The organism is Actinoplanes sp. TFC3 (genome assembly GCF_001553785.1).
GTDB lineage: Bacteria > Actinomycetota > Actinomycetes > Mycobacteriales > Micromonosporaceae > Actinoplanes.
The window spans coordinates 482627-508501 of sequence record NZ_LOJP01000002.1 but is presented as its reverse complement, the minus strand read 5'-3'; the positions used below and the strand labels follow the sequence as shown (position 1 = coordinate 508501).

24 protein-coding genes are annotated in these 25875 nt (G+C 69.6%); 11 read left to right on the top strand and 13 right to left on the bottom strand.

Features of this window, described 5'->3' with window-relative positions:
• Positions 1-21 precede the first annotated feature (21 nt).
• On the bottom strand, positions 22-1968 hold the full coding sequence (locus TFC3_RS29395; protein WP_067508575.1) for a serine/threonine-protein kinase: 1947 nt from the start codon (positions 1966-1968) through the stop codon (positions 22-24).
• A gap of 157 nt (positions 1969-2125) precedes the next feature.
• Here TFC3_RS29395 and TFC3_RS29390 point away from each other — a divergent pair, with 157 nt between their 5' ends.
• Both TFC3_RS29390 and TFC3_RS29385 read left to right on the top strand, forming a co-directional pair.
• Entirely contained in the window at positions 2126-3697 is a 1572-nt protein-coding gene (locus tag TFC3_RS29390) for a methylmalonyl-CoA mutase (protein ID WP_067508572.1), read from the top strand.
• A 114-nt stretch (positions 3698-3811) separates the two neighbouring features.
• Entirely contained in the window at positions 3812-5071 is a 1260-nt protein-coding gene (locus tag TFC3_RS29385; RefSeq protein ID WP_067508570.1) for an amidohydrolase, read from the top strand.
• Here TFC3_RS29385 and TFC3_RS29380 read toward each other — a convergent pair.
• Positions 5042-5935: a DUF4349 domain-containing protein gene (locus TFC3_RS29380; RefSeq protein ID WP_067508568.1), complete on the bottom strand. Its 894-nt coding sequence runs from the start codon at positions 5933-5935 to the stop codon at positions 5042-5044. The two genes, TFC3_RS29385 and TFC3_RS29380, sit on opposite strands and share 30 nt — an antisense overlap.
• Before the next feature lie 82 nt (positions 5936-6017).
• Here TFC3_RS29380 and TFC3_RS29375 point away from each other — a divergent pair, with 82 nt between their 5' ends.
• From TFC3_RS29375 to TFC3_RS29360, 4 genes are read left to right on the top strand one after another with little or no spacing between them, the layout of a single operon-like run.
• On the top strand, positions 6018-6650 hold the full coding sequence (locus TFC3_RS29375; protein WP_067508566.1) for an MBL fold metallo-hydrolase: 633 nt from the start codon (positions 6018-6020) through the stop codon (positions 6648-6650).
• Positions 6647-7579 carry a hypothetical protein gene (locus TFC3_RS29370; protein WP_067508564.1) on the top strand — a complete coding sequence of 311 codons (933 nt, stop codon included), beginning with the start codon at positions 6647-6649 and terminating at the stop codon, positions 7577-7579. The genes TFC3_RS29375 and TFC3_RS29370 overlap by 4 nt, the downstream gene beginning before the upstream one ends.
• Positions 7580-7624: 45 nt before the next feature.
• On the top strand, positions 7625-8362 hold the full coding sequence (locus TFC3_RS29365; RefSeq protein WP_067508562.1) for a hypothetical protein: 738 nt from the start codon (positions 7625-7627) through the stop codon (positions 8360-8362).
• A gap of 14 nt (positions 8363-8376) precedes the next feature.
• Complete coding sequence (locus TFC3_RS29360) at positions 8377-9354, top strand: GNAT family N-acetyltransferase (RefSeq protein ID WP_236718510.1); 978 nt, start codon at positions 8377-8379, stop codon at positions 9352-9354.
• On the opposite strand, the gene TFC3_RS29355 is transcribed toward TFC3_RS29360, so the two are convergent.
• Positions 9351-9812: a gamma-glutamylcyclotransferase family protein gene (locus TFC3_RS29355; protein WP_067508560.1), complete on the bottom strand. Its 462-nt coding sequence runs from the start codon at positions 9810-9812 to the stop codon at positions 9351-9353. The genes TFC3_RS29360 and TFC3_RS29355 overlap by 4 nt on opposite strands.
• Before the next feature lie 110 nt (positions 9813-9922).
• Here TFC3_RS29355 and TFC3_RS29350 point away from each other — a divergent pair, with 110 nt between their 5' ends.
• Positions 9923-11323: an NAD(P)H-quinone dehydrogenase gene (locus tag TFC3_RS29350; protein WP_067508558.1), complete on the top strand. Its 1401-nt coding sequence runs from the start codon at positions 9923-9925 to the stop codon at positions 11321-11323.
• Positions 11324-11341: 18 nt separating this feature from the next.
• Here TFC3_RS29350 and TFC3_RS29345 read toward each other — a convergent pair whose 3' ends face one another.
• Positions 11342-12103, bottom strand: a complete 762-nt coding sequence (locus TFC3_RS29345) for a DedA family protein (RefSeq protein WP_067509813.1) — start codon at positions 12101-12103, stop codon at positions 11342-11344.
• Positions 12104-12509: 406 nt separating this feature from the next.
• A complete protein-coding gene (locus TFC3_RS29340) occupies positions 12510-14258 on the bottom strand; it encodes a biotin carboxylase N-terminal domain-containing protein (protein WP_067508556.1) in 1749 nt (582 codons plus the stop codon).
• A gap of 34 nt (positions 14259-14292) precedes the next feature.
• Here TFC3_RS29340 and TFC3_RS40235 point away from each other — a divergent pair, with 34 nt between their 5' ends.
• On the top strand, positions 14293-14544 hold the full coding sequence (locus tag TFC3_RS40235) for an ATP-binding cassette domain-containing protein (protein WP_067508554.1): 252 nt from the start codon (positions 14293-14295) through the stop codon (positions 14542-14544).
• A gap of 71 nt (positions 14545-14615) precedes the next feature.
• Here the strand turns inward: TFC3_RS40235 and TFC3_RS38615 are convergent, their stop codons facing one another.
• Both TFC3_RS38615 and TFC3_RS37470 read right to left on the bottom strand, forming a co-directional pair.
• On the bottom strand, positions 14616-14825 hold the full coding sequence (locus TFC3_RS38615; RefSeq protein WP_067508552.1) for a hypothetical protein: 210 nt from the start codon (positions 14823-14825) through the stop codon (positions 14616-14618).
• A 68-nt stretch (positions 14826-14893) separates the two neighbouring features.
• On the bottom strand, positions 14894-15646 hold the full coding sequence (locus tag TFC3_RS37470) for a hypothetical protein (protein ID WP_153040534.1): 753 nt from the start codon (positions 15644-15646) through the stop codon (positions 14894-14896).
• Positions 15647-15935: 289 nt separating this feature from the next.
• On the opposite strand from TFC3_RS37470, the gene TFC3_RS29320 reads away from it, so the two are divergent.
• Positions 15936-17186, top strand: coding sequence for a hypothetical protein (locus TFC3_RS29320; RefSeq protein ID WP_153040533.1), 1251 nt, complete (start codon positions 15936-15938; stop codon positions 17184-17186).
• 798 nt (positions 17187-17984) lie between these two features.
• Here the strand turns inward: TFC3_RS29320 and TFC3_RS29315 are convergent.
• The 6 genes from TFC3_RS29315 to TFC3_RS29290 are packed head-to-tail and all read right to left on the bottom strand — an operon-like array spanning position 17985 to position 24177.
• On the bottom strand, positions 17985-19310 hold the full coding sequence (locus TFC3_RS29315; protein ID WP_236718509.1) for a glycoside hydrolase family 16 protein: 1326 nt from the start codon (positions 19308-19310) through the stop codon (positions 17985-17987).
• A 28-nt stretch (positions 19311-19338) separates the two neighbouring features.
• Positions 19339-20211 carry a carbohydrate ABC transporter permease gene (locus TFC3_RS29310; RefSeq protein ID WP_082772600.1) on the bottom strand — a complete coding sequence of 291 codons (873 nt, stop codon included), beginning with the start codon at positions 20209-20211 and terminating at the stop codon, positions 19339-19341.
• A complete protein-coding gene (locus tag TFC3_RS29305; RefSeq protein WP_067508548.1) occupies positions 20208-21116 on the bottom strand; it encodes a carbohydrate ABC transporter permease in 909 nt (302 codons plus the stop codon). The genes TFC3_RS29310 and TFC3_RS29305 overlap by 4 nt, the downstream gene beginning before the upstream one ends.
• Complete coding sequence (ngcE, locus tag TFC3_RS29300; RefSeq protein ID WP_067508546.1) at positions 21116-22504, bottom strand: N-acetylglucosamine/diacetylchitobiose ABC transporter substrate-binding protein; 1389 nt, start codon at positions 22502-22504, stop codon at positions 21116-21118. Before ngcE ends, TFC3_RS29305 begins: the two co-directional genes overlap by 1 nt.
• Positions 22505-22513: 9 nt before the next feature.
• Positions 22514-23263 carry a sugar isomerase domain-containing protein gene (locus TFC3_RS29295; RefSeq protein WP_067508545.1) on the bottom strand — a complete coding sequence of 250 codons (750 nt, stop codon included), beginning with the start codon at positions 23261-23263 and terminating at the stop codon, positions 22514-22516.
• The gene (locus TFC3_RS29290) at positions 23260-24177 is read right to left on the bottom strand and encodes a MurR/RpiR family transcriptional regulator (protein WP_067508543.1); all 918 of its coding nucleotides are present in this window, start codon (positions 24175-24177) and stop codon (positions 23260-23262) included. The genes TFC3_RS29295 and TFC3_RS29290 overlap by 4 nt, the downstream gene beginning before the upstream one ends.
• 95 nt (positions 24178-24272) lie before the next feature.
• Between TFC3_RS29290 and TFC3_RS29285 the strand changes: the two genes are divergently transcribed.
• Both TFC3_RS29285 and TFC3_RS29280 read left to right on the top strand, forming a co-directional pair.
• Positions 24273-25280 (top strand): N-acetylglucosamine kinase, encoded by a 1008-nt coding sequence (locus TFC3_RS29285; protein ID WP_067508540.1) that lies wholly within the window; start codon positions 24273-24275, stop codon positions 25278-25280.
• Between the two features lie 326 nt (positions 25281-25606).
• A partial coding sequence (locus TFC3_RS29280; RefSeq protein WP_153040598.1) for a DUF1905 domain-containing protein occupies positions 25607-25875 on the top strand: 269 nt, incomplete at its 3' end.

The following is a 25875-nucleotide window of genomic DNA, read 5'->3' as shown; positions in this document are numbered from 1 at the left end:
GTAGCACGGCCGGGCTGAGCGTTACCCGTCAAGGGCGAAGGTCTTGACCATCTCGTCGAAGATCGGCTTGCTCGTGGCGAACTGCTCCTCGGTGCTGGTCATGTAGAACGAGTACGCCTTGCCGCCCTGCACGATCGCGCCCCAGAGCCCGTGCCGGGTGCCGGCGCAGGTGTATTCCAGGACCGCCCCGGGCTTGCCGTCGATCTCCCGGTCGGTCAGGCTGACCTGCTTGTACGGCTTGGGGCAGCTCGAGCCCTTCTTCTTCAGTCCACCCTCGGCGATCTTGAGGAACTCGCTCGGCGCGGCCTTGCCCGGCTCGACCAGCAGCCGCACCTTGCGGTCGGATTGCGGGTCCACGTAGTCGATCCAGCTACCGCCGCTGCTCTTCTTCCAGCCCTGCGGCACCGACACGCTGGTACCGCGGCCCTTGTAGGTCACGCTCGGCAACGCGGCTGCGGCGGGCGGGGCCTGGGAAGCGGAGACCTGATCGGCCGGCTTGGGGTCGTCGCCGCCGGAGAACACCAGGACCAGCAGCAGGATGAGTACGACCGCAGCGCCCCCAGCCGCGGCCAACTGCGTGTTCCGCGGCCAGCCCTTGACCGTGGTGACCGCCTTGCCGGTGACCTCGCGCGCGGTGGTGACCGTCTTGTCGATCAGCTGCTTGCGCTTGGCGCCAGGGCTCATCACCACAGTGCCGGCCCCGGCGCCCATCGGCTCGTGGGCGGCACGGTTGCCGTCCCACTGCCGGCGTGGCGGGATCACGCTCGTGGTGTCGTCGCCTTTGCTCGAGCCCTTGGCCGCGGGCAGCACGCTGGTGCGGTCGCCGGCCGGGGCGGGCGGCGGGTACGCCCCGGTGGGCTGGTCGGCACCGGCCGAGCGGGCGGCGGGACGCTCGTTGCCGCCCTTCTTGAGCTTCTTCAGGTGCCCGGACAGCGAGTCGCCGGCGGCGAGCATGGCCCGGCCGCCGATCTGGCCGCTGGGCTTGGCCGCCGCCGGCGGGGGTGGCGGGATCGGCTGGGTCTCAGCCGCTGGGGGCCGCTGCGACGGGACCACCGAGTAGGGGTCGGTCATCATGTGCGGCGGGGCCTTGCTGGCCAGCGGGCCGGCGAGTTGCTGGCGCAGCATCGTGCGCGCGGTGGGCACGTCGAAGCGGCGGGCCGGATCCTTTTCCAGCAGGCCCATCAGCACCGGGGTCAGGGAACCGGCGCGCACCGCCGGAGTCGGCGGGTCCTCGACCACGGCGTGCATCGTCTCGATCGGGTCGCCCTTGTCGAACGGCGGGCGCCCCTCGATGGCCGTGTAGAGCGTCACGCCGAGCGAGAACAGGTCGCTGGGCGGGCCGAAGTCGCTGCCCATGGCGCGCTCGGGGGAGATGAAGTGCGGCGAGCCGAGCACCATGCCCGGGGTGGTGAGCTGGACGTCGGTGGGCATCCGGGCGACGCCGAAGTCGGTGAGCACGCAGCGGCCGTCGGTGCAGATCAGCACGTTCGCCGGCTTGACGTCGCGGTGCAGCACGCCGTGCGCGTGGGCCACCTCGAGCGCGCCGAGCAGGGCGATGCCGATCTTGGCCACCACCCGCGGGGCGACCGGGCCGTCCTCGATCACCATGTCGGCGAGGCTGCGCGCCTCGAGCAGCTCCATGACGATCCAGGGCCGGCCGTTCTCGTGCACGACGTCGTAGACCTGCACGACTGCGGGGTGCTGCAGCGCGGCGGCGGCGCGGGCCTCGCGCATGGTGCGTTCGTACATGGCGTCGCGGTCGCTGGGCGCGAGCCCGGGCGGGAGGATGACTTCCTTGATCGCTACGTCACGGCGCAGCAGGGTGTCGGCGGCACGCCAGACCGTGCCCATGCCACCGTGGCCAACCGCGGCACGCAGCGTGTATCGCCCGCCGATGAGCGTGCCCGGGGCTGCGCGTCCGCTGGTCGGAGCCGTGTTGCCACTGCTCCACGTCGGAATCTGAGTCACAGAGATGCCACCGAAGGGGGTTTAGGGGGCGGTCGGCCAACCAGACTATCTTGCCCGGTCCCACCCGGTTTCGGAAAGTCGGTAGCGCATTGTTTGCCCGCCGTGGGCGTAGAGTAGTGGGCCCCTCGCGATGGGTGGAACTCAGTAGGATCCGAATGTGGACGCTGAATCCGGATTCGACATCAAGCCGGTCTATGCAGGCACGGACCTGCCGCCGGACCTGGACGAGAAACTCGGCCGGCCTGGAGAGTTCCCCTACACGCGCGGTGTGTACCCGACCATGTACACCAAGCGACCATGGACCATGCGGCAGTATGCCGGCTTCGGCACCGCCGCCGAGTCCAACGCGCGCTATCACCAGCTGCTCAAGGCGGGCACGATGGGCCTGTCCGTGGCGTTCGACCTGCCCACCCAGATGGGCTACGACTCCGACGATCCGATCGCGCACGGTGAGGTCGGCAAGGTCGGGGTGGCCATCGACTCGATCGAGGACATGCGGCGGTTGTTCGCCGACATCCCGCTGGACCAGGTGTCCACCTCGATGACGATCAACGCGCCCGGCTCGGTGCTGCTGCTGCTCTATCAGCTGGTCGCCGAGGAGCAGGGCCTGCCCGGTTCGGCGCTGCAGGGCACGATCCAGAACGACATTCTCAAGGAGTACGTCGCCCGCGGCACGTACATCTTCCCGCCCAAGCCCTCGCTGCGGCTGGTGGCCGACACGTTTGCGTACTGCCGCACCGAGATCCCCAAGTGGAACACCATCTCCATCTCCGGCTACCACATGGCCGAGGCCGGGGCGACTCCCGCTCAGGAGATCGCGTTCACCCTGGCCAACGGCATGGAGTACGTCCGTGCCGCGATCGCCGCCGGGCTCGCGGTCGACGACTTCGCACCCCGGTTGTCCTTCTTCTTCGTGGCCCGCACCACGCTGCTGGAGGAGATCGCCAAGTTCCGGGCCGCCCGGCGGATGTGGGCCCGGATCATGCGCGACGAGTTCGGTGCCACCAACCCCAAGTCGCTGATGCTGCGGTTCCACACCCAGACCGCTGGCGTCCAGCTCACCGCGCAGCAGCCCGAGGTCAACCTGGTACGGGTGGCCGTGCAGGCGCTCGGGGCGGTGGCCGGTGGCACCCAGTCGCTGCACACCAACGCCTACGACGAGGCGATCGCGCTGCCCACCGAGAAGGCAGCCCGGCTCGCCCTGCGTACCCAGCAGGTGCTGGCCTATGAGAGCGGGCTGGTGGACACCGTGGACCCGTTCGCCGGCTCGTACGTGATCGAGGCGATGACCGACGAGGTCGAGGCGGCGGCGACGGCGCTGATCGAGCGGGTGTTCTCGTACGGCTCGGCGGTCGAGGCGATCGAGCAGGGTTTCCAGAAGCAGGAGATCGAGACGTCGGCGTACCGGGTGTCGCAGCAGATCGACAGCGGTGAGCGGGTGGTCGTCGGCGTGAACCGGTTCGCGGTGGACGAGGAGGAGAAGTACGAGCCGCTGCGCGTGGACCCGAAGATCGAGGCCGACCAGGCGGCGCGCCTCGGTGAGCTGCGCCGATCCCGGGACAGTGCCGCGGTCGAAGCGGCGCTGGCCGACCTGCGCAAGGCAGCCGAGGGCACCGACAACGTGCTGCCATCGATGAAGGAGGCTTTGCGGCTGCGGGCCACCGTCGGAGAGGTCTGTCACACCTTGCGCGGAGTGTGGGGCGTCTATCACCCCGTGGAGCACTTCTGATCGCGGCGGCACGCCGTTGAACCGGGCGCACTAGGCTTCGCAAGTTGCAGATTCTGTATGTGCAGATGCAGATTTGCGGGACCTGACCTCGATTTGACGGAAGCGATACCGACAGTGACGAGTGCAGCGACGGCGTCCGAGGGCGCCCAGACGGCGCCGTTCCCGGGCCCGCCCCCGGGAGCCGAACCCCTGCCCGGCCAGCTTGATCGCTGGCTTGGCGCCCGTGGAGCCGAGCTGGTAGCGATCCGGCGTCACATCCATGCGCACCCGGAGCCGTCGTTCGCCGAGTTCGAGACCGCCGCGTTGGTGGCCCGCGAACTCGCCGTCGCCGGGCTCTCCCCGCGGCTGCTGCCCAAGGGCAACGGGGTGATCTGTGACATCGGCTCGGGCGACCGGGTCATCGCCTTCCGCGCTGACCTGGACGCCCTGCCGCTGCCGGACACCAAGGATGTGCCCTACCGCTCGACCGTCAACCGGGTGGCCCACGCGTGCGGCCATGACGTGCACACCACAGTGCTGCTCGGGCTGGGTCTGGCGCTGGCGCAGCTCAACGAGTCGGGCGAGCTGCCCGGCCGGATCCGGCTGATCTTCCAGCCCGGTGAGGAAGCGGTGCCCTCGGGCGCCCCCGGCGTCATCGAGGCCGGCGCACTCAAGGACGTCGCGGCCATCTTCGCGCTGCACTGCTACCCCCAGCTCCCCGCCGGTCTGGTCGGCGTCCGGTCCGGGCCCTTCACCGCCGCCGCTGACACGGTGAAGGTGCGGCTCACCGGCGCCGGCGGCCACACCGCGCGCCCGCACCTGACCGCCGACCTGGTGCACGCGCTCGGCCGGGTCATCGTGGACGTGCCGGCGCTGCTGGACCGCCGCGTCGACCCGCGCGCCGGGGTGTCCATGGTGTGGGGGGCGGTGCAGGCCGGTGGCGCTTACAACGCGATCCCCGGCGAGGGTGAGGCGCGCGGCACGGTCCGCATTCTCAACCGCGACGCCTGGCGCGAGGCCCCCGAGCTGGTCACCCGGCTGATCCGCGATGTCGTCGCGCCGACCGGTGCCGAGGCCGAGGTCGTCTACACCCGCGGGGTGCCACCGGTGATCAACGACCGGATGGCCGCGGCCGTGATCGCCGGGGCCGCCGGGGCCGCGCTCGGCTCCGACCGGGTGGTCGAAGCCGAGATCAGCATGGGTGGCGAGGACTTCGCGTTCTATCTCGAGCACGTGCCCGGCGCGATGATCCGGCTCGGCACCGGCACGCCCGGCGCGGAAACCCGCTACGACCTGCACCAGAGCAACTTCGACGTGGACGAGCGCTGCATCGGCTACGGCGTGCGGGTCATGGTGCACACCGCGCTAGCCGCCTTGGTTACCGGCGCTTTTTAACCGGCGCCTGCGGACCCACCACGCGGCCAGCGGAACACCGGCCAGCACCAGCCACGGCAGCAGCCAGCCGAGCACGGTGACGACCACGTTGAGCGAGGTGAGCAACCCGTGCCACCCGTTGCGCAGCCCGCTGAGGAAGCCCGGGGCTGCGTCCTCGGGCTGCTCCGGTGCGGCCTGCTGCGGGTCGAGCAGCACCGCGGTGATGGTCGACAACGCGGTCAGGTCGGCCAGGTGCCGCTTCTTGGCCTGCAGCGAGGCCAGGTCGGCCTCCCGGGTGGCAACCTCACGCTCCAGCATCACCAGGTCGTTGAGATCCTTGGCCTGGGCCAGCAGCTTGCGGCCGCTGTCCACCCGGGCGGTCTGGGTGGCGATGCGGGCGTCGAGGTCGACGCTCTGCTCGGTGACATCCTCGGTGCTGATGCCGCGCTGCTCCTCGGTGCCGAGCCCGGCCAGTTGGTCGACCACCGCCGCGAACTTCGCCGCGGGCACCCGCAACGTGAGGGTGGCCTCGGCCGAGCCTTTGTCGCCGTTGCTGGTGCGCTGGTCGCCGCCGACGAACCCGCCGGCCCCGGTGACGATGCCGGTGACCCGCGCAGCGGTGGCGTTGACGTCTTCCACCCGTACCGTGATGGATCCGGTGTAAACGATCGACCGCTGATCGACGCTCAGGTCGGGCGCCTGGGCCTTGCCATCCTTCGCCTGCTTCTCGGCGGCAGCCAGGCCCGGCTTGTCGGCGGGTGCCATGGCCGGCGCGCCGGCGCCCTGTGCGGAAGTGGATTCGTCGCTGCTGCCGCCATCGCTGCAGCCGGTCAATGTCACGATCAGAGCCAGCCCCGTGGCCGCCCACCATCTGGATGTGCGCATGAGCCTGGGACGTGCGGCAACTGCGTCCCGGTTCCGGCAGACTGCCCTGGAAGCGGTCACGATTCGGTAGCGGAGGAAAGCCGTGCGCGTCACCAAGTACACCCATGCCTGTCTGCGTCTGGAGGGCGACGGCGTGCTCGTCGCCGATCCCGGGGCGTTCAGTGAGCGGGCCGCCCTGGCCGGGGCCGATGCCGTGCTGATCACCCACGAGCACATCGACCACCTGGATCCCGAGGCGCTTTCCGACGCCCTGGCGCAACGTCCCGGACTCACGATCTACGCGCACCCCGACGTGCTGCCCAAACTCACGGCGTTTGCCGATGTGGTCACGGCCGTTGAGCCCGGCACGCAATTCGAGGCCGCAGGCTTCACCATTCGCGCGTACGGCGGGCAGCACGCGGTTATTCACGACGACATCCCCCGCGTGGCCAACCTGGGCTTCCTGATCTCCAGCGGCTCGCACACCGTCTACACCCCGGGCGACTCGTTCACCGTGCCCGACCAGGGCGTGGACACGTTGTTCGTACCGCTGAACGCGCCCTGGATGAAGCTCAGCGAGGCCATCGAGTTCGTCCGCGCGGTCAAACCCGGCCGGGCCTACGCCCTGCACGACGCGCTGCTCACCGAAACCGGCGCCAGCATCTCCAACGGCCACCTCGAGCGGCTCAGCGGCACCACGTACGCCCAACTCGCCCCCGGCACCACCCTCTCGTGAGCCAGTCCGGCACCGACGAGCTGATCCGGCGGCTGTACGAGGCCCCGCCGGACGGCTTCGTCGCAAGCCGGGCCGCTGCGGTCGCCGAGGCGAAGAAGGCCGGCGACAAGGAGGCGGCCAAGCGGCTTGCCGCCCTGCGCAAGCCCACCGTGGCCGCCTGGCTGGTGAACCTGCTCGCCCTGCGCCGCCCCGACCTCATCGACAACCTGGTGGAGCTGGCCACCGCGCTGCGCCACGCCCAGCGCAGCCTCAAGGGCGACCAGCTGCGCGAGCTGTCCACCCAACGCCGGCAGGTGGTGTCGGCGCTGGTCGCAGCCGCGCAGAAGCTCGCCATCGAGGACGACCCGGCGCTGCGCTCGGTCAAGCTGCCGACGGCCGAGGTGGAGGCCACGCTCACCGCCGCCCTGGCCGAACCCCGCATCGCCGAGCAGGTCCGCACCGGCCGGCTCGTCAAGGCGGCCACGTACGCAGGCTTCGGGGAAGTGCCTCGCCCACGCCTGCGGCTGGTCACCGACACCGGCGACTCGGCGGAGGACTCCCAAGCCGAGGACTCCGAAGAGGAGATTGCGCCGCCCCCGGCATCCCCTCTGGATGATCGACGCCGGCGTGCCGAGGAAAAAGTGCGAGCAGAACGGGAAGCGAAGCGCCGCGAACTCAACCGGCAACTGCGCGACGCCCGCCGCGCCTCGGACAGAACTCAGGCCGCCCTGGAGCGCGCCGAGGCAGCCGAACGCGACGCCGGACAGGCGGTCGACGAGATCGAGGAGCAGCTCGCTGAGCTGGAGCGACAGCGCATCGTGGCGCAGGCCGAGGTGTCCCGGCGCAAGCTGGCCCGCCGCTCGGCGGAACGCGAAGCCTCGGCCGCCCGCCGCCACGCCGGTGACGTCGAAGCAGCGATCGAGGACCTGGATGCCGATGAACCGGTCTAGCTGTCGGTTTTCCTGTAGCGCTCCGGGGGAGCAGAATCTTCAGACGTGACTCCCGAACAGGCAGCCGCCAGTGCCCGGGCGGGACTCGCGTCCCTTCTTGGGGCGTTCACCGAGTCCCCGCAGACGCTGCGGCGTGCGCGTCTGCTGGGCCTGTCCGGGTGGGCCTATCACGTGGCCGCGCGGGCTGGTGCCCTCGGTGACGTGCGCCCGGAGACGGTGACGGCGACCATCGGCTTCATCGCGCCCGAGGCGGTGACCGATGGCTGGGAGGCGGCCACCAGGACCACCCCGCCGGGGGAGGTCGCCACCTGGCACCTGCGGGAGATGTGCCGCTGGGGAGTCGAGCAGCTGGGCGGCTTCCCACGGTTGACCCGCCTGCTGGAGCTGACCAAGCGCGTGGTGTCCGCCGTGGACGGCGCTGCGCTGCCGCTGTTCGCGGCGTGGCGGGCGATGCCGGTGCCCGAATCCGCGCCCGGTGCTCAGGTTGCGGTGATGCTGCACCTGTTGCAGGAACACCATCTGGGCATCCACGTGGTCGCCGTACGCGCCGCCGGGCTGACCCCGCTGGAGGCCATCATCGCCGGGCCGGAGGGGGAGACCGGGGCGGTGGCGTTCGGCTGGCAGCAGCCGTACCCGCCGGTCGGGCCGCTGGTCCGGCGTCTCATGTGGGCCGAATCGGTGGCCGACTCGATGGCCGGGCAGGCGTACGCGGCGCTGGACCGCGGCGAGCGCGTCGAGCTGATCGGCTTGCTGCAAAGTCTTTCGCACCGGCTGGCGGGATAGGGCAGGCTGGCTCGGTGACTTCTGCCCTGCCGCCCGACCTGACCCTGCCGCCCGGCCTGACCCTGCGCCGGCCGACCCTCGACGAGGCCCCGCACCTGCTCGCCCTGGCCCACGCCAACGACATCGTGGCGCTCGGTGCGCCGGAGTGGACCGCCGAGGAGATCAACGAGGCGCTGAGCACGCCGAACACCGAGCTGGACCGCGACTGCTGGGTGGTGGCCGACGCCGACGGGCTGGTCGGCTGGGCGTTTCTGCAGAACGTGGACCGCGGTGACCGGGACCGGCTGGAGGTGCTCGGCTGGCCCGGACGCGGTGACGCGGCGCTGCGCCCGCTGCTGGAGCTGCTGCTGGCTCGGGCCGCCGAGCGAGGTGCCGCCTTCGGTCACGAGGTCTACACGCTGCGCGCCGGGGCCATCCCGAGCGAGAAGCTGTGGATCGAGACGCTGACCGATGCCGGTTTCGCGTTCGTCAAGCAGCATGCCCGGATGACGATGGCGCTGACCGGGGTGCCGCACACCGCGCCCGAACCGCCGGCCGGCGTGACCATCCGGGCGGTACGAGCCGAGGACAACGCGGAGATGCGCCGCTTCCACGCCACGATTGTCGAGACCTTCCGGGACACCGACCATCACACCCGGGACTACGCGAGCTGGCGGGCCAGGCTTGAGGCCGAGGCGAGCATCTCGTACGACGAATGGTTCGTCGCCTTCGTCGATGGCGAATGGGCCGGGGTGCTGGAGTCCTCGGACTTCGGTGCGACGCACGGCACGGCGTGGGTGCGGGTGCTCGGGGTGCTGCGGACGTACCGGAAAAGGGGTGTTGGTCAGGCACTTCTGCGCCGTGCCTTCGCCACCTACGCCGCGAAGGGACGCACCGAAGTGGGTCTGGGGGTGGACATGGCGAATCCGACGCAGGCCGCGCGGCTGTACCGGGCGGTCGGCATGCACCCCAAGTTCGAGGCCAACATCTACCAGCGCGAGCTGCGCCTCTAAGTCCCCGGCGTCGAGGTGCGGGTGGGACGCCGGCGCAGGTCGGCGACGTAGTCATCCGGGGCGCCGGCCTTCTCCGCGGCGTTGGAGATCTCCGAGAGATACCAGGCTGTCGGCATGCCGCCCTCGTAGCCGGCGAAGACGTAGACCCAGGCGCTCAGATCGCCTTCCAGCGTCGAAACGCGCACGGTCAGCTTCTGGTATGCCCCGGCCGTCACACCCTCGACCTCGTCGAGTTGAGCGGCGTCCCAGGGGTGGACGTCGTAGAGCGAGACGAAGACGCGGTCGCCCGGGGACTCGACGATCGTGGTGACCGCACCCTCCCAGCCGAGATCGCCCTCGCCGGCGAAGGTCAGCCGCCACCCCTCCACCCAGCCCACACCAATCATCGGCGAATGCGGACAATAAGCACGCATTCGGGCGGGATCCAGGTTCGAGCCGTACGCCGCGTAATGACCCACGGCGATGACGATAGCCCGGACCGGCGGTGAGGGGGAATACGAGGTGAGCGTGTCGGCACAAATGCCGGCGCCGGGGCCGTGGGCCCGCCAGTCCTAGGAGGTCGCAAGTCGTGAGCCGGATCGTGATCATCGGCGGTGGGCCGGGCGGGTACGAGGCGGCGCTCGTCGCAGCCCAGCTCGACGCGGACGTGACCCTCGTCGAGGCCGAAGGGGCGGGCGGCGCGTGCGTGCTCTCCGACTGCGTACCGTCAAAGACGTTCATCGCCAGCTCGGAGATCGTCACCGGCTACCGGCACAACGAGCGCTTCGGCATCCGCTCGGCCGGGCTCGACGCGGTCACGGTGGACGCCAAGGCGGTCAACGAGCGGGTCAAGAGCCTGGCGCTGGCCCAGTCCGCCGACATCCTGGCCAAGCTCGTGAAGTCCGGCGTGGACGTGGTGCACGGCAGTGCCCGGCTCGGCGAGGACACCCTCGGCCACACCCACCAGGTGCTGATCACCCCGCACGAGGGCAGCCCGTACGCCCTCGACGCCGACACCGTGCTGCTGGCCACCGGCGCCACCCCCCGCGTGCTGGCCAGCGCCGTGCCCGACGGTCAGCGCATCCTGGACTGGCGCCAGGTGTACGACCTCACCGAGCTCCCCGAGCACCTGATCGTCATCGGCTCCGGTGTCACCGGCGCCGAGTTCGCCAGCTCCTACCTGGCCATGGGTGTGCCGGTGACCCTGGTCTCCAGCCGCGAACGCGTCATGCCCCACGAGGACGCCGACGCCGCCATGGCCATCGAGCGCGTGTTCCGCGACCGCGGCATGACCATCCTCAACCAGTCCCGCGCCGACTCCGTGGTCAACACCGGCGACGGGGTGCTGGTCACGTTGTCGGATGGCCGCACGGTGACCGGCTCGCACGCGCTGATGGCCGTGGGTGCCGTGCCCAACACCGCCGAGCTGGGGCTGCGCGAGTACGGCGTCGACATCGCCCAGGGTGGCTACGTGACAGTCGACCGGGTGTCACGCACCAACGTGCCCGGCATCTACGCGGCCGGCGACTGCACCGGCGTGCTGCCGCTGGCCAGCGTCGCCGCCATGCAGGGCCGGATCGCCATCTGGCACGCCATGGGTGAGGCGGTGGCGCCGCTGCGGCTGCGTACGGTGTCCGCCAACGTGTTCACCGACCCCGAGCTGGCCACCGTTGGCGTCTCGCAGAACGACGTGGACCAGGGGAAGATCCCGGCCCGGCAGGTGATGCTCCCGCTGACCGGCAACGCCCGGGCCAAGATGGCCGGTCTCCGCGACGGGTTCGTCAAGCTGTTCTGCCGCCCGGCCACCGGTCAGATCGTCGGTGGCGTGGTGGTGGCACCCAAGGCCAGCGAGCTGATCCTGCCGATCACGATGGCGATCGAGAACAACCTGACGGTCGACCAGTTGGCCCACACGATCACGATCTATCCGTCGCTGTCCGGGTCCATCGCCGAGGCCGCCCGGCAGTTGATGCAGCACGAGCTGCAGTAAGCCGCTCTCCGCGGGGGTTCAGGGCGCCTGGTGAGCCGGGGCGTCCGGGACCCGCTCGTCCTCGGCGGCCGCATCGTTGCCGGCGCGCCCGGTGCTCTTGGCGTGCTGGGTGCCCCCGGCGTGCTCGGTATCGTCGGCGTGGTCGGCGTCCTTGCGGCCGCCGAAGAGGGCCAGGATCCAGCCCGCGGTGCCGAAGACGATGGCGGCGGTGGCGGCGATGGCGAACAACCGCCACGCGGATTGCGTGATCGCCGTGCCGCCGACGTGGCCGACCAGGCCGCCATAGGTTGCCCAGGCGAGGGCGGCGCCCCCGTCGTACAGGATGAAAAGCTTGATGGGGTAGCCACTGCGCCCGGCGTGATAGCCCGCGGCCATGCGCCCGCCCGGAACGAAGCGGCAGAGCAGGAGCACCAGCGGGCCCGGTTTGCGCAGGCCCCGGGTGAACCGCTCGGCGGCGCGCTTGGTCTTCGACTGTTCCTTGGGGGCGCTGTGCTCGCGGGACATGAACCGCTGGCGCAGCGCGGCGAGGCGGCCGCTGACCCAGTGCCCGCCGGCCGAGCGGCCGAGCACGAAGGCGATGGAGTCGCCGGTGAACATGCCCAGCGCGCCGATGGCGATGACCAGGGCGAGGTTGAGGTTGCCGTAAACGGTCAACGCGCCCGAAGTGATCATGATGACCTGGATCGGCATGATGGGGACCAGGGCATCAACGGCCAGGAAACCGAAAATGGCAAGGTACGCCCACACCGGTGTTGCCATCACGGTCAACAGATCGGTCATCGGGTCGGCCACCTCACGGCTCCAGGGTCCCCGGAATTCTCCGGGGGCGCACCTGAGAATGGGCTGAGTCCAGCATGAACCTTGATCAGGCCCAGCTAACGGTGATGCCCGCCACGGTACGGCCTGATCCGGCCGCGTGGGATCAAGACGCGCGTCTGGTTTCTGTCGTATTCGGCCCGTCTTTCTGGCGGGGCCACCGCCCGCGTACCGTTTCAGCCCGTCTTTCTGGCGGGGCCACCGCGCGCGTACCGTGGTAGCAGTCCCGGAACACTGGGTCCCCCGTTCTCGGTGTTGCGGGCCAGCGGCGCCCGTCCGTGCTCCCCAGGCAAGCCGGAGCCGCCGGATGCGTGCGCCCGGGCCGTCGGTAGGTCCCGTACCGGCGGCCCGCCCTTACGGGCTTGGTCGTCTATCCACCTTGTTCGTCGATGGTGCAGATGGTGGTGCCTGCGGTGATGGTGGCGCCTACCTCGACCGCCAGGCCGTTGACGACCCCGGCGCGGTGGGCGTGCAGAGGCTGCTCCATCTTCATGGCTTCTACGACCACGATGACGTCGCCCTTCGCCACGGTGTCGCCGTCGGCTGCGGCGACCTTGACGATGGTGCCCTGCATGGGGGCGGTGAGCGCGGCGGCTCCGGCGGGCGCGGCTGCCGAGGACTTGTCTGTTGTGCGCCGGCGGGGTTGGGGTGCTTGGGGCGTACCGGATGAGAGGTTCGCCGGGAGTTTGACCTCGAGGCGCTTTCCGCCGACCTCGACCACGATGGTCTCGCGTTCGGCGGCCTTCGGGGCGGCGGCCGCGACCTGCGCGAACGGCTCGACGGTGTTGTTCCACTCGGTTTCGATCCAGCGGGTGTGCACGCTGAAGCCGACGAACGCCGGGTCGCGCACGACGGCTCGGTGGAACGGCAGGACGGTGGCGAGGCCCTCGATGGTCGTCTCGTCGAGCACCCTGCGGGCCCGCTCCAGCGCCTCGGTCCGGGTGGCGCCGATAACGATGATCTTGGCGAGCATGGAGTCGAAGTTGCCGCCGATGACGTCGCCGGCCTCGACCCCCGAGTCGACTCGCACGCCCGGGCCGGATGGCCAGGTCAAGAGGGTGATAATTCCGGGAGCGGGCAGAAAGTTGCGGCCCGCGTCCTCGCCGTTGATCCGGAATTCGATAGCGTGGCCGCGCGGCACGGGATCCTCGGAGATCGCCAGTGGTTCGCCCGCAGCGATGCGGAACTGCTCGCGGACCAGGTCCAATCCGGTGGTCTCCTCGCTGACCGGGTGCTCGACCTGCAGCCGCGTGTTGACCTCCAGGAACGAGATCGTGCCGTCCTGCCCGACCAGGTACTCCACCGTCCCGGCGCCGTGATAACCGGCCTCGCGGCAGATGGCCTTGGCGCTGGTGTGGATGCGTTGGCGCTGCTCAGAGCTGAGGAACGGGGCCGGCGCCTCCTCGACCAGCTTCTGGTGCCGGCGCTGCAGTGAGCAGTCGCGGGTCCCCACCACGATGACGGTGCCGTGCGTGTCGGCCAGGACCTGCGCCTCCACGTGCCGGGGCCGATCGAGGTAGCGCTCGACGAAGCACTCCCCGCGTCCGAAAGCCGCCACCGCTTCCCGGGTGGCAGATTCGAAGAGCGCCGGAATTTCTTCGACCGTACGTGCAACTTTCAGTCCTCGCCCGCCCCCGCCGAAGGCAGCCTTGATCGCCACCGGGAGCCCGTGCTCCTTGGCGAACGCGATGATCTCGCTGGCTTCGGCAACCGGTTCGGAGGTGCCCGGCACCAGCGGTGCGCCCGCTCGCTGGGCGATGTGCCGGGCGGTCACCTTGTCCCCGAGATCGCGGATGGCCTGCGGCGCCGGCCCGATCCAGGTCAGGCCCGCGTCGATCACGGCCTGGGCGAAGTCGGCGTTCTCGCTGAGGAACCCGTACCCGGGATGCACGGCGTCGGCGCCGCTTCGGGTGGCCACGTCGATGAGCTTGTCGATGCGCAAATAGGTGTCGGCTGCGGTGTCGCCGTCAAGGGCATGGGCTTCGTCGGCTAAGCGCGCGGGTAACGCGTCGCGGTCGCTGTCGGCATAGACTGCGACACTGGCCAGGCCCGCGTCCTTGCAGGCCCGGATGACACGCACGGCGATCTCGCCCCGGTTGGCGATCAAAACCTTCTGCACAAGTCGACATTAGCGGGCCCGTTCGGGGGAGCGCATGATCGAGACCCGTGACCTGCGAAAATCCTTCACCACCCGGCAAGGCGGCGTCAGGCTGACCATGGACGAGGGCGAGATCTCCGACTTTCTCGGCCCGAACGGTGCCGGCAAGACCACTACGCTGCGGATTCTCGCCACCCGGCTGTACGGAACTCGCCACCCGGCTGTACGGAATGAGCAAAGCGGCCGCCCGTTGCCGAGCCGGCCGGATCCTTTCCAGCTTCGCCCTCAGCGAGTTCGCATTCGGTAGGGGTTTGCTCGGCGCTGCGGTTCGGCTTTCGTGCGCGCTTTCCCGGTGCGGCGGCCTTCCGGTGCGGTGGTTCAGGCTCGGCGGCGCAGGGGCTGGGTTTCCTGGGCGCTGCGGCGCTGGAGGATCAGCGTGGCCGCCGCGACGGTGGCCAGCAGTGCAGCGCCCGCGACCGTGAGTAGCGTCAGCGTGGGCCCAGCAGCGGCCGCGACCAGCGCCACATCGGCGATCGCGACGAGCATCCACAGGGCAAGGGCTGGCTTGCTGCCGTGCCGGCGATTCATCGGGTGCCTCCATCCGTGGTCGACGGTGAGATACCCGAACCCTCCTCACGTCATGCACGGCGAACGGGCTAAAGAGGCTTGAACCCGTCGTAGATGACCTTCAAGTCCTTCTGAGCAGCGTCCCAGTCTCCCGGCGAGGTGTACCAGTTGATGCTGTACGCCTTCTTGGGGCTGGTCAGGAAGTTCCGCTTCACGGCGTGCTGATCGTTGCCGCTGCGCGTGGTGTACAGGAACTCCCAGTCCACGGCCTTCTGGAAGTAGTCCACGGATGCCAGTTTGATCCGCGAATAGTTCGTGTAAGTCCCGCCGGAACGGCTGGCTTCCTGCTGCTTCCAGTCCGCCATCGGGTCGGGATGCGGCTTGTCGGTCTGCGCGATGATCAGCAGCCGATTGTTGCCCTGGAAGTGCATCTCGTTCGGGTTCGAGGACTGCACCTTCATACCGGGAGGCAAAGGAAAGGAGAATCCGGTGTCTTCATCCCCGTACGAGGACCAGCCCGCTGGCACCTTGAACCCATTCTTTACCGGGGCGCTACTAGGCGGAGGGCTGCTCGGAGGCGCGCTGCTCACCGCACTCGGCACCGGTGCGGCTGCTGCCGGGCTCGTCGGTGCCGCGCCGGGCTGCGACGCGGCGGGGCTCGTACCTGTCTGCGCATCAGCAGGCTGCGTACCGGCGGCCGCGCTGGTAACCGGTGCTCCTGGCGCCTGGTCCGCGCTGTTGTCGTCGCCGGCGAAGGCTTGAGGAATGAGGAAGACAAGAAGGAGCAGCAAAAGAACAAGAATGCCGATCCCAATAACAGTCTGCCGCTGAGTAAGCGTCACCCCGAAAACGGTGAGCCCCCGCCGCCCACCCGAAGGCGGCCGCAAGTTCATCGGCTGCCAAGCCGGCCGGTTCGAAGGCCCAACCGCGGGCCCCCCGGAAACCGGAGCCCCCGAAACCGGCCCAGCAGCCCCAGCCCCCGGAATAGTCCGCCGCGGCGGCCGGCTCCCAGCCTCCCCCGAGGCCGAAGGAAGTACCCGGGTAACCCCACCAACCTTGGTCGGCGCATCACCCAGGTTCCGACCCGTGGCCCCTCCACCAGCCGGACCGAACACCTTGGTGGCGTCCGAAGTGTCCACCTTGCTGGTAGCCGCTTTGCCCTCATCCGCGGCGATCACCTTGGTGGCGTCGGGGGTGCTCAGCTTGCTGGTGGCGTCCGGGGTGCCCGGCTTACTCGTGGCGCCGGCGCTGCCCGGCTTGCTTGGGGCGCCGGTCGTACCCGGCTTGTTCTTGTCCGCGTCGGCGCCGGCTGCTGCCTTTTGGACGTTGGCGCCGGCGGTCTTTGGTTCCTTGGCCGAGCCTGGTGCGCTGGGCGTGGTTGCGCGGTCCGGTACGGAAGTGGCGTTCGTAGACGGAGTGGCCGCGGTGGGCGCGGTAGCCGTGTCCGACTCGCCGACGGCGGTGCGAGCTCCTGCTTCTGGCGCGTTCACGGCTGCTGGGGAGGTGGCTGCCTTGGCCGCGCTGGCTTCGGTGGGTGCGCTGGGTTTGGCGCCAGCGGCTGCCGGCGAGGTGTCCGACTTGGCCTCGAGTACCTCCGCGCTGGTGGTCGACGGCGTCGCCTCGGCATCTGGGGGCGGAGTGGTCCCGCTGGCTGCGGCGGCTGTGGTCGACGAAGCCGCGTCCGTCGCGCTAGCGGCCGGGGGCGGGGCCGCCGTTCCTGTTGCGGTGGCGGCCGTAGACCCGGTTGCCGTCTGCGCCGGGTCGGAGGCCGGGGCGGTGGAGTCCGTCGAGCCGCTAGCCGGGGCTGGGACTGTCGAGTCCGTCGAGCCGCTAGCCGGGGCTGGGACTGTCGAGTCAGCCGCGCCGGTAGCCGGGGCAGGGGAGTCCGTCGCGCCGGCAGGCGTGGCCGAGGCGGTGGAGTCAGCCGTGCCAGGAGCTGTGGACGAGGCTGTCGTTGCGGTGACGCCAGTCGCTGTGGGCGAGGCTGCCGCTTCCGTCCTGTTGACGGCCGAGGGTGAGGCCGCCGATTCCTTCGTGCTGGGGGCGGTGGGCCCGGCAGTCGTTTTCGTCGTGCTGGCGGGCGCGGATGCAGTTGCCGCTTCCATCTCGCCAGCGGCCGGCGGGGAGGTTGCCGTTTCGGTCGAGTTAGCGGAGGACGGGGCGTCTGCGCCGCTGGCGGCGGCAGCATTGGACGAGACGTCCGCGTCTGCCGAGTCGGTCGACGCGTCCGCGTTCGCCGAGGTGGCGGCCGGGGTTGACATGGCCGCGTTGGTCGAACCGGAGGTGGCGGCGTCCGTCGTACCGGGGCCAGCAGGCGAAGCGCCCGTTTCGCTGGTGGAACTCGGCTCGCTGGTGGAACTCGGCGCAGCGGCCCCGGACTGAGCTGCACCGCCGTCGGCAGAGAGGCTTGCGGAGCTGGCCGAGCCGGTGGCGGTAGCCGACTTCTTCGCGCCGCTTGAAGCGGACGGTGCACCCGTGGTCGTCGACGCTACGCCTGACTTGTCGTATATGTCCGGAAGGTCGGTTGAGCTCGGCGACTCGAGCGAATCGGTGCCGCTGACGGCGGATGTTTCCGGCGTCTCCGCCGGCTTGGCGTCTTCGGAGGCAGCCGCCGGGGCTTCGCCGGTTTCTACCGCGGCAATGCTGTCGGTCTCGGGCTTGATCTCGCCAGGGGCCTGCGCGCCGGTGCTCGCGTTCGTTGCAGCGTCGGCTTTGTCTGCGTGCGACTTCGGGCCTGCTGCCTCCGAGTCCGGCTCAACCGACAATTCGGACGTGATGGGCCCGCCCGCCGCCGCTTCGGACACGGTGGCGGCTGAGGTTGCGGCGACGCTGCCCGGCTTGTCGTCGGCACCGTCGGCGGCCAGGTTCATGGTGGTCGTAGCGCCGGGCTGGCGGCCCTTGGCTGCCTTCTTGCGCGCGGCTTTGCTGGTGGAGGCGCCCGCTCGGGCACCCACTGCCGGCTTGGTAGGTGCGGTCCCACTCGAGTCGGTAGCGGCCGGCGCGGCGTCATCCTTCTCGGTGCCCGTCGTCCCAGTGCCAGCCGTCGCCGGTGCAGTCCGGGCCTGCACCGCAGTCTCACCCGCGGCCGACGTCTGCTTCGGAGGCGCGGTCTTCGCAGCCGGCGGCGCAGAACTCGCCGCGCCAACAGCCGAAGCCGCCCCGCTGGGAGAGGTCGCTGCCCTAGGAGCCGAGACCGACCCGCCGGGAGAGATCGCCGCTGCGGGAGCTGAAGGCTGAGCCGGCGGCTGCTGCGTTGAGGAGCGCCGGCGGGCTGCTGCTACTTCGGCGGCTGTGAACGATCCCAGGACCGAGCCGGCGCCTCGCATGGTGGCGTCCAGGGCCGGCCTTTCCGGCTGGTGCGGGGCTTTGGACGTACCGGAAATGTTGTCTATTGCCGGGGCATCGATCTTGGTGGCGTCCAGCGGGGTTTTCGGCGTGTCGGTGCGGTGTGGCGTGTCGGCCGGGCGGGGGGCGCGACCCACCGTGGCCTTGCCCGGGGTGAAGATCGGGCGGCCTTGCGGGTTCTCGGGGGACGGCGGCGTGGCCTGCGCGCGTCCAGGCGGGGTAGCGCGGCCCGGGGGGCGGCGGGTTGGTCGGGTTGCCGCAGCCGCTGCCGGAGGCAACCGTGTCGGTGAACGAGGTGCCGGCCGAGCGGTAGGCGGCCGTCGACGAGGCGACCTGCGCCGGGGTCAGCACCTGGTTCTTGGCGAACAGCAGCCAGTCGACCTGCTGCACGTACGTCGACGTGCCGCCGGTGTGCGTGGCCAGGTCGATGAACCACAGGTTCCAGTTGATGGTCATCGACTGCCGGGGGTAGAACTTGCCCGAGTGGTCGCCGACCTGCACGCCGTCGATGTAGTAGATGACGTGCCCGTTGCCGACCGTGACGACCAGGTCGTGCCAGCCATCCAGCGACTTGCGCTGCTCGGAGTGCACGTTGTCGGCGAACCAGGGCTCGTTCTGGTAGGTGTACCAGGTCGTCTGGTAGTTGATCGGCCCGGTCTCACCCCAGCCGCCGTTGGGCAGGTATTCGGAGATGTCCAGCTCGCTGTACGTCGGATCGCGATCGTAGGCCAGCGGGCTGATGGTGAAGAAGGTCTCGTTGATGTGGTCGCCGTCGTTGCCGGTGACCGGGGTGTCGGTGAAGCGCACCCGGCTGGCGTACGTGCCCTCCCAGAAGCGCTTCTGGGTGCTGTAGAGCTCGGAGTGCTGGGTGCCGGAGGCTGTGCCGTCGGTGGACGACTGCAGCTGCATGACCTTCTGGCCGTTGGCGGTGGGGAACGTGATGTTGTTCGGGGACCAGGTGGCACCCGCAACGCCGGGCCCGCCCTGATAGCTGCGGGGGGTCCAGCCGTGAGCGGTGAGGTTGGCGTCGGCGGAGGAACTGTAGTTGAAGTCGTCGAACAGGTAACCGCAGTCTGCGGCCGACGCGCTCTGGGCGCCGGCGAAGACCGCCAGCGTGCTCAGCAGGGTGACTGCCCCTGCCAGAGCCAAAGATTTGCGCATGCGGGTCCTCCAAATGGGGGGAATGGACCTACTTGACCGCGCCGGCGGTCATCCCGGCGCGGATGTGCCGTTGAAACGCGACATAAGCGATGAGCACCGGCAGCATGGCGATGGTCAAGCCGGCGAACAAACCGCTCCAGTCGCTGCGGTAGCCCTGGCTGACCGACAGGGCGGCCAAACCCTGCGCCAGGACGTACCGGTCCGGGTCGGGATTGAGAACCAGCGGGAGCAGGTACTGGTTCCAGAGCCCGAGGAAATTGAAGATGCCCACGGCGACCATGCCGGGCCGGGCCATCGGGAGCATCACGCGGAAGAACACTCCGGCGTGCGAACAACCGTCCATGAACGCGGCCTCGGCCACTTCGCCGGGCAACGATCGGAAGAACGAGTGCAGGAAGAAAACGGTGAAGGGAATGGCATAGGCCGCATAAACCAGGATCAAGCCCTGGTACGTCCCCAGCAGCCCCAGTTGCTGCACGACAAAGAACAGCGGCACCAGGGCCAGGAACACCGGGAAGAACATCGCGGCGACGAACGTGTAGTAGATGAGCCGGTTGCCCCGGAACTCATAGCGCGCCAGGGCATAGGCGGCCAGCCCACCGAGCAGCATGGTCAGCAGCAGCGCGCCCCCGACAACGATCACGCTGTTGAAGAAATACCGGCCGATGCTCGCCTGACTCCAGGCCCGTGCCCAGTTGCCGGCCTGCGGCGAGGAGGGCAGCGACCACGGATCATTGAGGATCTCGTTGTCGGTCTTGAACGAGCTGATGATCGCCCAGATCAACGGCAGCGCGGTCACCACACCCCAGGCGAGCATGGCCAGGTGCACCGGGAAGGTCCGCAACGACCGCTGGGGCGCGGGCGGCCGGATGACCCGGGAGCGGGAAAGCGAGAGGGTCATGCCATTTCCACCTTCGAGGACCGGCTGCTGCGCAACGCCATCACAGCGAGCGTGAGGGTGGCGAAGAACAGCGCGACGCCCATGGCTGAGGCGTAGCCGAACTTGCCGTACTGGAAGGCGTTGCGGTACAGCGAGAGCCCGATGACCTCGGTGGCGCCGTCCGGGCCACCGGGGCCGACCGTCATCACCTGCACCACGGCGAAGGCGTCAAGCGCGGCAATTCCGAGGTAGACGAACGCGACTTGCACGCTTTCTCGTACCAGGGGGAAGGTCACGTTCGTGAAGGTCGCCCAACCACCGGCGCCGTCGAGCAGGGCCGCCTCGAACAGCTCCTTGGGAATGCCGTCGATCGCCGCGCTGAACAGCACCACGTAGAAGCCCACCGACGACCAGATCAGCACCGCCATCACCGCGGGCAGAGCGAGCGAGGGCGAAGCCAGCCACGATTTCGCCAGCCCGTCGAGCCCTATCCCCCGCAACGCGCCGTTGAGCAGACCGGTGTTCGGGTTGTAAACAAAGCTCCACAGCACCCCGACCACGACCAGGGACAGCAACTGCGGAAAGAAATAGATGATCTGGTACGCCCCGGAGCCCTTGATCCCGCGGGTGCCGCCCTTTCCACCGATGTGCAGCATGCTCGCCAGGAAAAGGCCGAGCGCAATGGTTATCAGCGGCACCAGCAAGAGCATCAGCGCGTTGTTGCGAACGGCGTCCAGGAACAGCGAGTCTCCGCCGAGGCGGGCATAGTTGTCCGCCCCGACGAAGTGCGCCTCGCCCGCAACGCCCGTCCAGTCGGTCAGCGACAGGTAGAAGGCCTGCGCGTACGGCGACAGCACGAACACGACGTGCAGCACCAGCGCGGGTATCAGCGCCCCGGCCAGGAACCGCCACCGACCGTGCCGCATCAGCGGGTGTACTTCTTGACCGAGGAATCCTTGGCGAGCGAGTCGGCCGCCTTCTGGATCCGGTCCGCCCACTGCGCCGCGGTGCTGCGCTTGTTGACGAGTTCGCCGGTGGCGTCGTCAACGGCCTTGGCCAGCGGGGCGTACCACGTACGGAATCGGTAGGTGAAGGTCTCCGTCCCCGCAGCCTTCACCGCGTCCCGCACCGAGCCCAACCCGCTGGACAGCGTCAGCCCGTCGGTGGCCCCCGCGACGGCCGGCAGCGTGCCGGCGGTCTGCGCGAACGCCTTGGCCGACTGCTGGGAGAACAGGATCCGCAGGTACTCCATGCCGCCGGCCGGGTTCTTGGCCTTGGAGGGCACCAGGAACGACTCGCTGCTGGCCGCCTGGATCGCGGTCGCCTTGAGCTGGTCCGAGGTGGTGCGTGAGGGCACCGTGCCCATCACCATGTCGAAGCCTTCCGGGGCGACACCCTTCTGCTCGCTCTCCAGCCACGAGCCGCACGGGATGAACGCGGCCTTGCCCTGGCACCACGCGGCCTGCGCCTCGGTGTGCGACAGCGCCTCGGAGCCGGACATGATGTAGCCCTTGGCGGCCAGTTCGGCGAACGCCTCGGCGGCCGAGATCAGTCCGGGGGCCTTCCAGGCGTTGGGCTGCAGGTTGTCGACGGCCTTGACCAGCTCGAGCCCGCCGGTCTTGGCGGCCATGCTGAGCAGCGGGTCGTTGATGTACTCCGGGTACTTGCCCTGGTACGTCCACGGCGCGACGCCGGCCGCCTTGATGGTCTCGCACAGCGCGAGCATGTCGTCCCAGGTCTTCGGGTACGCCCAGCCCTTGGCGTCGAACAGCTTCTTGGAGTACCAGATGCCCCAGGCGGTGTAGGTGAAGTTCAGCGTCTGCGGCACGTTGTCGAACGTCCCGTCCTCGATCACCCCGGGCAGCAGCGTGTCGCGCAGCTTCACCGCCGGGTTGTCGAAGCTCGGGGCGTCCAGCAGAGAGGTCAGATCGGTGACCTGCTTGGCCGAGACCAGGGTGGCGATGTCGAGGCGGCTGGCGCCGGTGTTGTCGACCACGTCGGGGGGCGTGTTGGCCACGAAGCGCGGCTGCAGCGCCTCACCGACCTTCTGCAGTCCCTGGTGGTCGATCTTGGCCCCGGCGTACTTCTTGGTGTAGAGCGCCTCGGCGTTCTTGGCGTAGTCGTCGCCGTACCCACCCTTGAAGATCACGACCTCAAGCGGGGCATCGGCCTTGACCCCCAGGGGGTTGTCGGCGCTCTTGGTGCCGGTGTTGCCGGCGGCGCGATCGTCGTCGTCACCACTGTTGGTCACGCAGGCTGACAGAAATGGCAGTGCCGCGGCACTGAGCAAGAGGTTTCTTCTGGTCGGGGACATGGGCCCTCCCTAAGCGGAACGCCGGATGCGACCGGCGTACCGGGCTTCCAGCTGTTTGTTGTGTTCACGCCCGCCCGGCACGTTGTCGGACAGGTAGACAGGCGGCGTCTCGCCCAGGTCCAGCAGCCGGGCCACCACTTCGGTGACGATCTGCTGGGCCAGCAAGGCCGCGGTGATCGACGAGACCGCGCCCACGGCACCCGTGCCGTAGTCGAGCGTCGCGTCGCCATATGGGGCACCGTTGTCCAGGACGACATCGGCCAGGTCGGTGAGCTTGAGCCCGCTCTCGTGCCGCGACTCCACACGGGCGGAGTGGGTGAGCGAGGTGATCGCGATCAGCGCGTGCCCGCGCTGCTTGACGAGCTGGGCCATCTCGACGACCGCGCCGTTGACGCCGGAGTTGCTGGCGATGATGAACACGTCGTCGGGCTTGATCGGGGCCAGTTCGTACAGGCGGTGGGCCACGCTCGGGGTGCGCTCGAGTTCCGGGTCGGTCAGCGCGGAGGCCGGCTGCCCGCCGTACAGCACGATGTCCCGCAGGGCGATCTTGTTGGTCGGCACCAGGCCGCCGGCGCGTCCGGCGATCTCCATCGCCAGCGCCTCGGAGTGCCCGCAGCCGAACGCCTGGATCACCCCGCCGGCTCGCAACGTGGCAGTCAGCAGATCGGCGGCGCGGCCCACCAGGTCGCCCTGGGTGGTGCCGACGCGGTCGATTGCCTCGCGGATCGCCTCGACATAGTCGGCGCTTGAGATGCTCACAGCGGCTTTTCCCTCCGTGCTCGCTTGCGGTTGGCGGGTGAGTCCGGCACGCGGTGCGCGTCGACCGCGCGAACGGTCAGCTCGAACGCTTCGGCGGTGCGCTCGAACGTGCGCTGCGCGACGGCTACATAGATGAGGTCGAGGATCAGCAGCTGGGAGTGCAGCGCGGACAACGCCGCCAGCCGGAACGTGGTCTCATGCACCGAGGTGGTGAACACGACGTCGGCCACCTCGGCCAGCGGAGAGCGGGCGAACGAGGTGACGGCAACGGTCAGCGCGCCATGGTCGGAGGCCTCGGCGAGCATTTCAATGGCTTCCCGGGTACGACCGGAGTGCGACAAACTGATCGCCACGTCCCCGGCCCCGAGCAGCGCCGCGTTGGTCAGCGCAGTATGCGTATCGGCCCGGTAGCGCACCGGCACCCGGATCCGTTCGAGGCGGAACGCCATCTCGCTGCCGGCCGTGCCACTGCTGCCCAGCCCGAAGATCTCCACCCGGCCGGCCGCGGCGATCGCGGCGGCCACCCGCTCGATGGCATCGGTGTCCAGCCCGGACGCGGTGGCCTGGATCGCCCGGGTGTCCGCAGCGGTGATGATGTCGAGGACTTTTTCCACCTGGTCGTCGGGCGTGATGTCACCGCTGATGTCGGTCTCCCACCGGGCCTGTTCGGCGCGCCCGGTCTCGGTGGCCACGGCGACGCGCAGGTTGGCGTAACCCTTGAAGCCCAGCGCGCGGGAGAACCGGGTTACCGTTGCGGTGGACGTACCGGATCGTTCGGCGAGGTCGACGATGCTCGCGTGCGCAGCCGTCTCCGGGTCGCCAAGGATGGTCTCGGCGATCTTCGCCAGAGCCTCCGGCATGGTCGGCCCCTCGATGCGCAGCCGCCCGAGCAGCCCGCCACTCTCACCCGTCACGGTGGTCGTCCTTTTCATCGATTCCACTTGGCGATGAAAATTACGACCGTTTCAACGTCTAGTCAACAACTACTTTCTATGTTTCGATCTGCGTCATGATGCTCGTACTGGGCGTGGACGCCGGTGGGACGAGTTCGCGAGCGGTGCTGTCCACTGCCGACGGCACCATCGTCGGGCGCGGGCGCGCGGGCGCGGGCAACCCCACGGCTTCCGGCGCAACAGCAGCAGCCCTTTCCATCGGTACGGCGGTGCGCGCCGCCCTCGGCACCCTCGACCCGGCCCAGGTGATCGGCGGCGTCGTCGGCGTCGCCGGGTTCGCGGTGCTGTCCTCCCCCGAAGTCGCGGCGGCCTTCGACGAGCAGTGGTCGGCCCTGGGCCTGACCTGCCCGATCGAGATGGCCGGCGACGCCGTCACCGCCTTCGCCTCGGGAACGTGCGCGGCAGACGGCGCGGTGCTGATCGCGGGCACCGGTGCCGTGGCCGCGCGCATCACCGGCTGGCAGATCGCCCGGACCGCGGACGGGCTCGGGTGGCTGCTCGGCGATGAGGGTTCCGGGCTGTGGCTGGGACTTCAGGCCGTACGGGCGGTGGCAAGGTTCTATGACGATGGCGGCCCGCTTGTGACCGCGGTGGCGGAGTACGCCGGCGTGAATTCGAGCGACGAACTTGTGCTGTGGGCCGGTCGCCAGAGCCCGGCCGCCTTCGCCGGATTGGCGCCGCTGGTGTGCACGCTGGACGATCCCCAGGCCAAACGCATCACGCTGGAGGGGGCCGAGCGGCTCGTTGCCACCCTTGACGAACTCGGCCCGTTGGACGGCCCGGTGGTGCTGGCCGGGAGCCTGCTCACCAACCCGACTCCGGTGCGGTCGGGCGTTCTCGCGGCGCTGCCGTCGGCGCTCACCTCGCGGGATCCGGCTGCTGGGGCTGCTTGGCTGGCGCTGCGGCGGTTTCTGGACCTGGATGCGGCTTCAGCGGCGCGGTTGCACGGCCGGCTCCTCGCCCATCCGGCCGACCACCATCATCAGCCCGGCGGTGATGAAGGTGCAGACGAGGAAGGGACCGGTGCGCAGCGGTTCCACGACCCCGGGACGCCAGAGCAGTAACGCTACCAACGCCACGAGCAGGGGGAACATCAGCTTGCCGGCCAGCACCAACTGAGGGCTACGCTCGCCGCGTCCGATCGGCCCCTTGCGCAGCACCAGGCCGATCACCACCCCACCCACCAGACAGGCGGCCACGATCCAGCCCGCCAGGATCGCGGCCCGGGTTCCGCCCTGCGTGAGCGAGGCCAGCCCGGCCGAGAACACCACCGCCGTCACCATCATGAGAATTCGCCGCACCAGGCCCTTCTGTCCATATTGCGTCATGTCCAAACTGCGGCACCCGCACGCAGTCGCGCCCCACCACCCCCGCCCACCATGATCCGACCATGAACCCCTTCCAATCCGGCACCCGCTTCCGAGCCGAACTACGCCACAACGCCGGATTCGACATCCCGGACGAGGTGGGCTCTTACCTGGGCGGCGGTCGGGCAGCGGTGCTGGTCACGGTGAATGGGTACAGCTTCCGAGGGGAGGTCTCGCGGACGCCTCGGGGGTACTGGCTGGGGCTGAGCCCTTGGCGGCGGGCGGCTGGACGGATCACGTCGGGGCGGTTGCACGAGGTGGTGATTGAGCCGGATTTGCCGCGGGTGGGGAG

What these genes read in the sequence shown, in the direction of transcription:
- TFC3_RS29380 (WP_067508568.1), bottom strand. Translation starts at nt 5,935, where the DNA reads ATGCGCACATCCAGATGGTGGGCGGCCACGGGGCTGGCTCTGATCGTG.
- TFC3_RS29345 (WP_067509813.1), bottom strand. Translation starts at nt 12,103, where the DNA reads ATGACCGATCTGTTGACCGTGATGGCAACACCGGTGTGGGCGTACCTT.
- TFC3_RS40235 (WP_067508554.1), top strand. Translation starts at nt 14,293, where the DNA reads ATGATCGAGACCCGTGACCTGCGAAAATCCTTCACCACCCGGCAAGGC.
- TFC3_RS38615 (WP_067508552.1), bottom strand. Translation starts at nt 14,825, where the DNA reads ATGAATCGCCGGCACGGCAGCAAGCCAGCCCTTGCCCTGTGGATGCTC.
- TFC3_RS29315 (WP_236718509.1), bottom strand. Translation starts at nt 19,310, where the DNA reads ATGCGCAAATCTTTGGCTCTGGCAGGGGCAGTCACCCTGCTGAGCACG.
- TFC3_RS29310 (WP_082772600.1), bottom strand. Translation starts at nt 20,211, where the DNA reads ATGACCCTCTCGCTTTCCCGCTCCCGGGTCATCCGGCCGCCCGCGCCC.
- TFC3_RS29305 (WP_067508548.1), bottom strand. Translation starts at nt 21,116, where the DNA reads ATGCGGCACGGTCGGTGGCGGTTCCTGGCCGGGGCGCTGATACCCGCG.
- ngcE (WP_067508546.1), bottom strand. Translation starts at nt 22,504, where the DNA reads ATGTCCCCGACCAGAAGAAACCTCTTGCTCAGTGCCGCGGCACTGCCA.
- TFC3_RS29285 (WP_067508540.1), top strand. Translation starts at nt 24,273, where the DNA reads ATGATGCTCGTACTGGGCGTGGACGCCGGTGGGACGAGTTCGCGAGCG.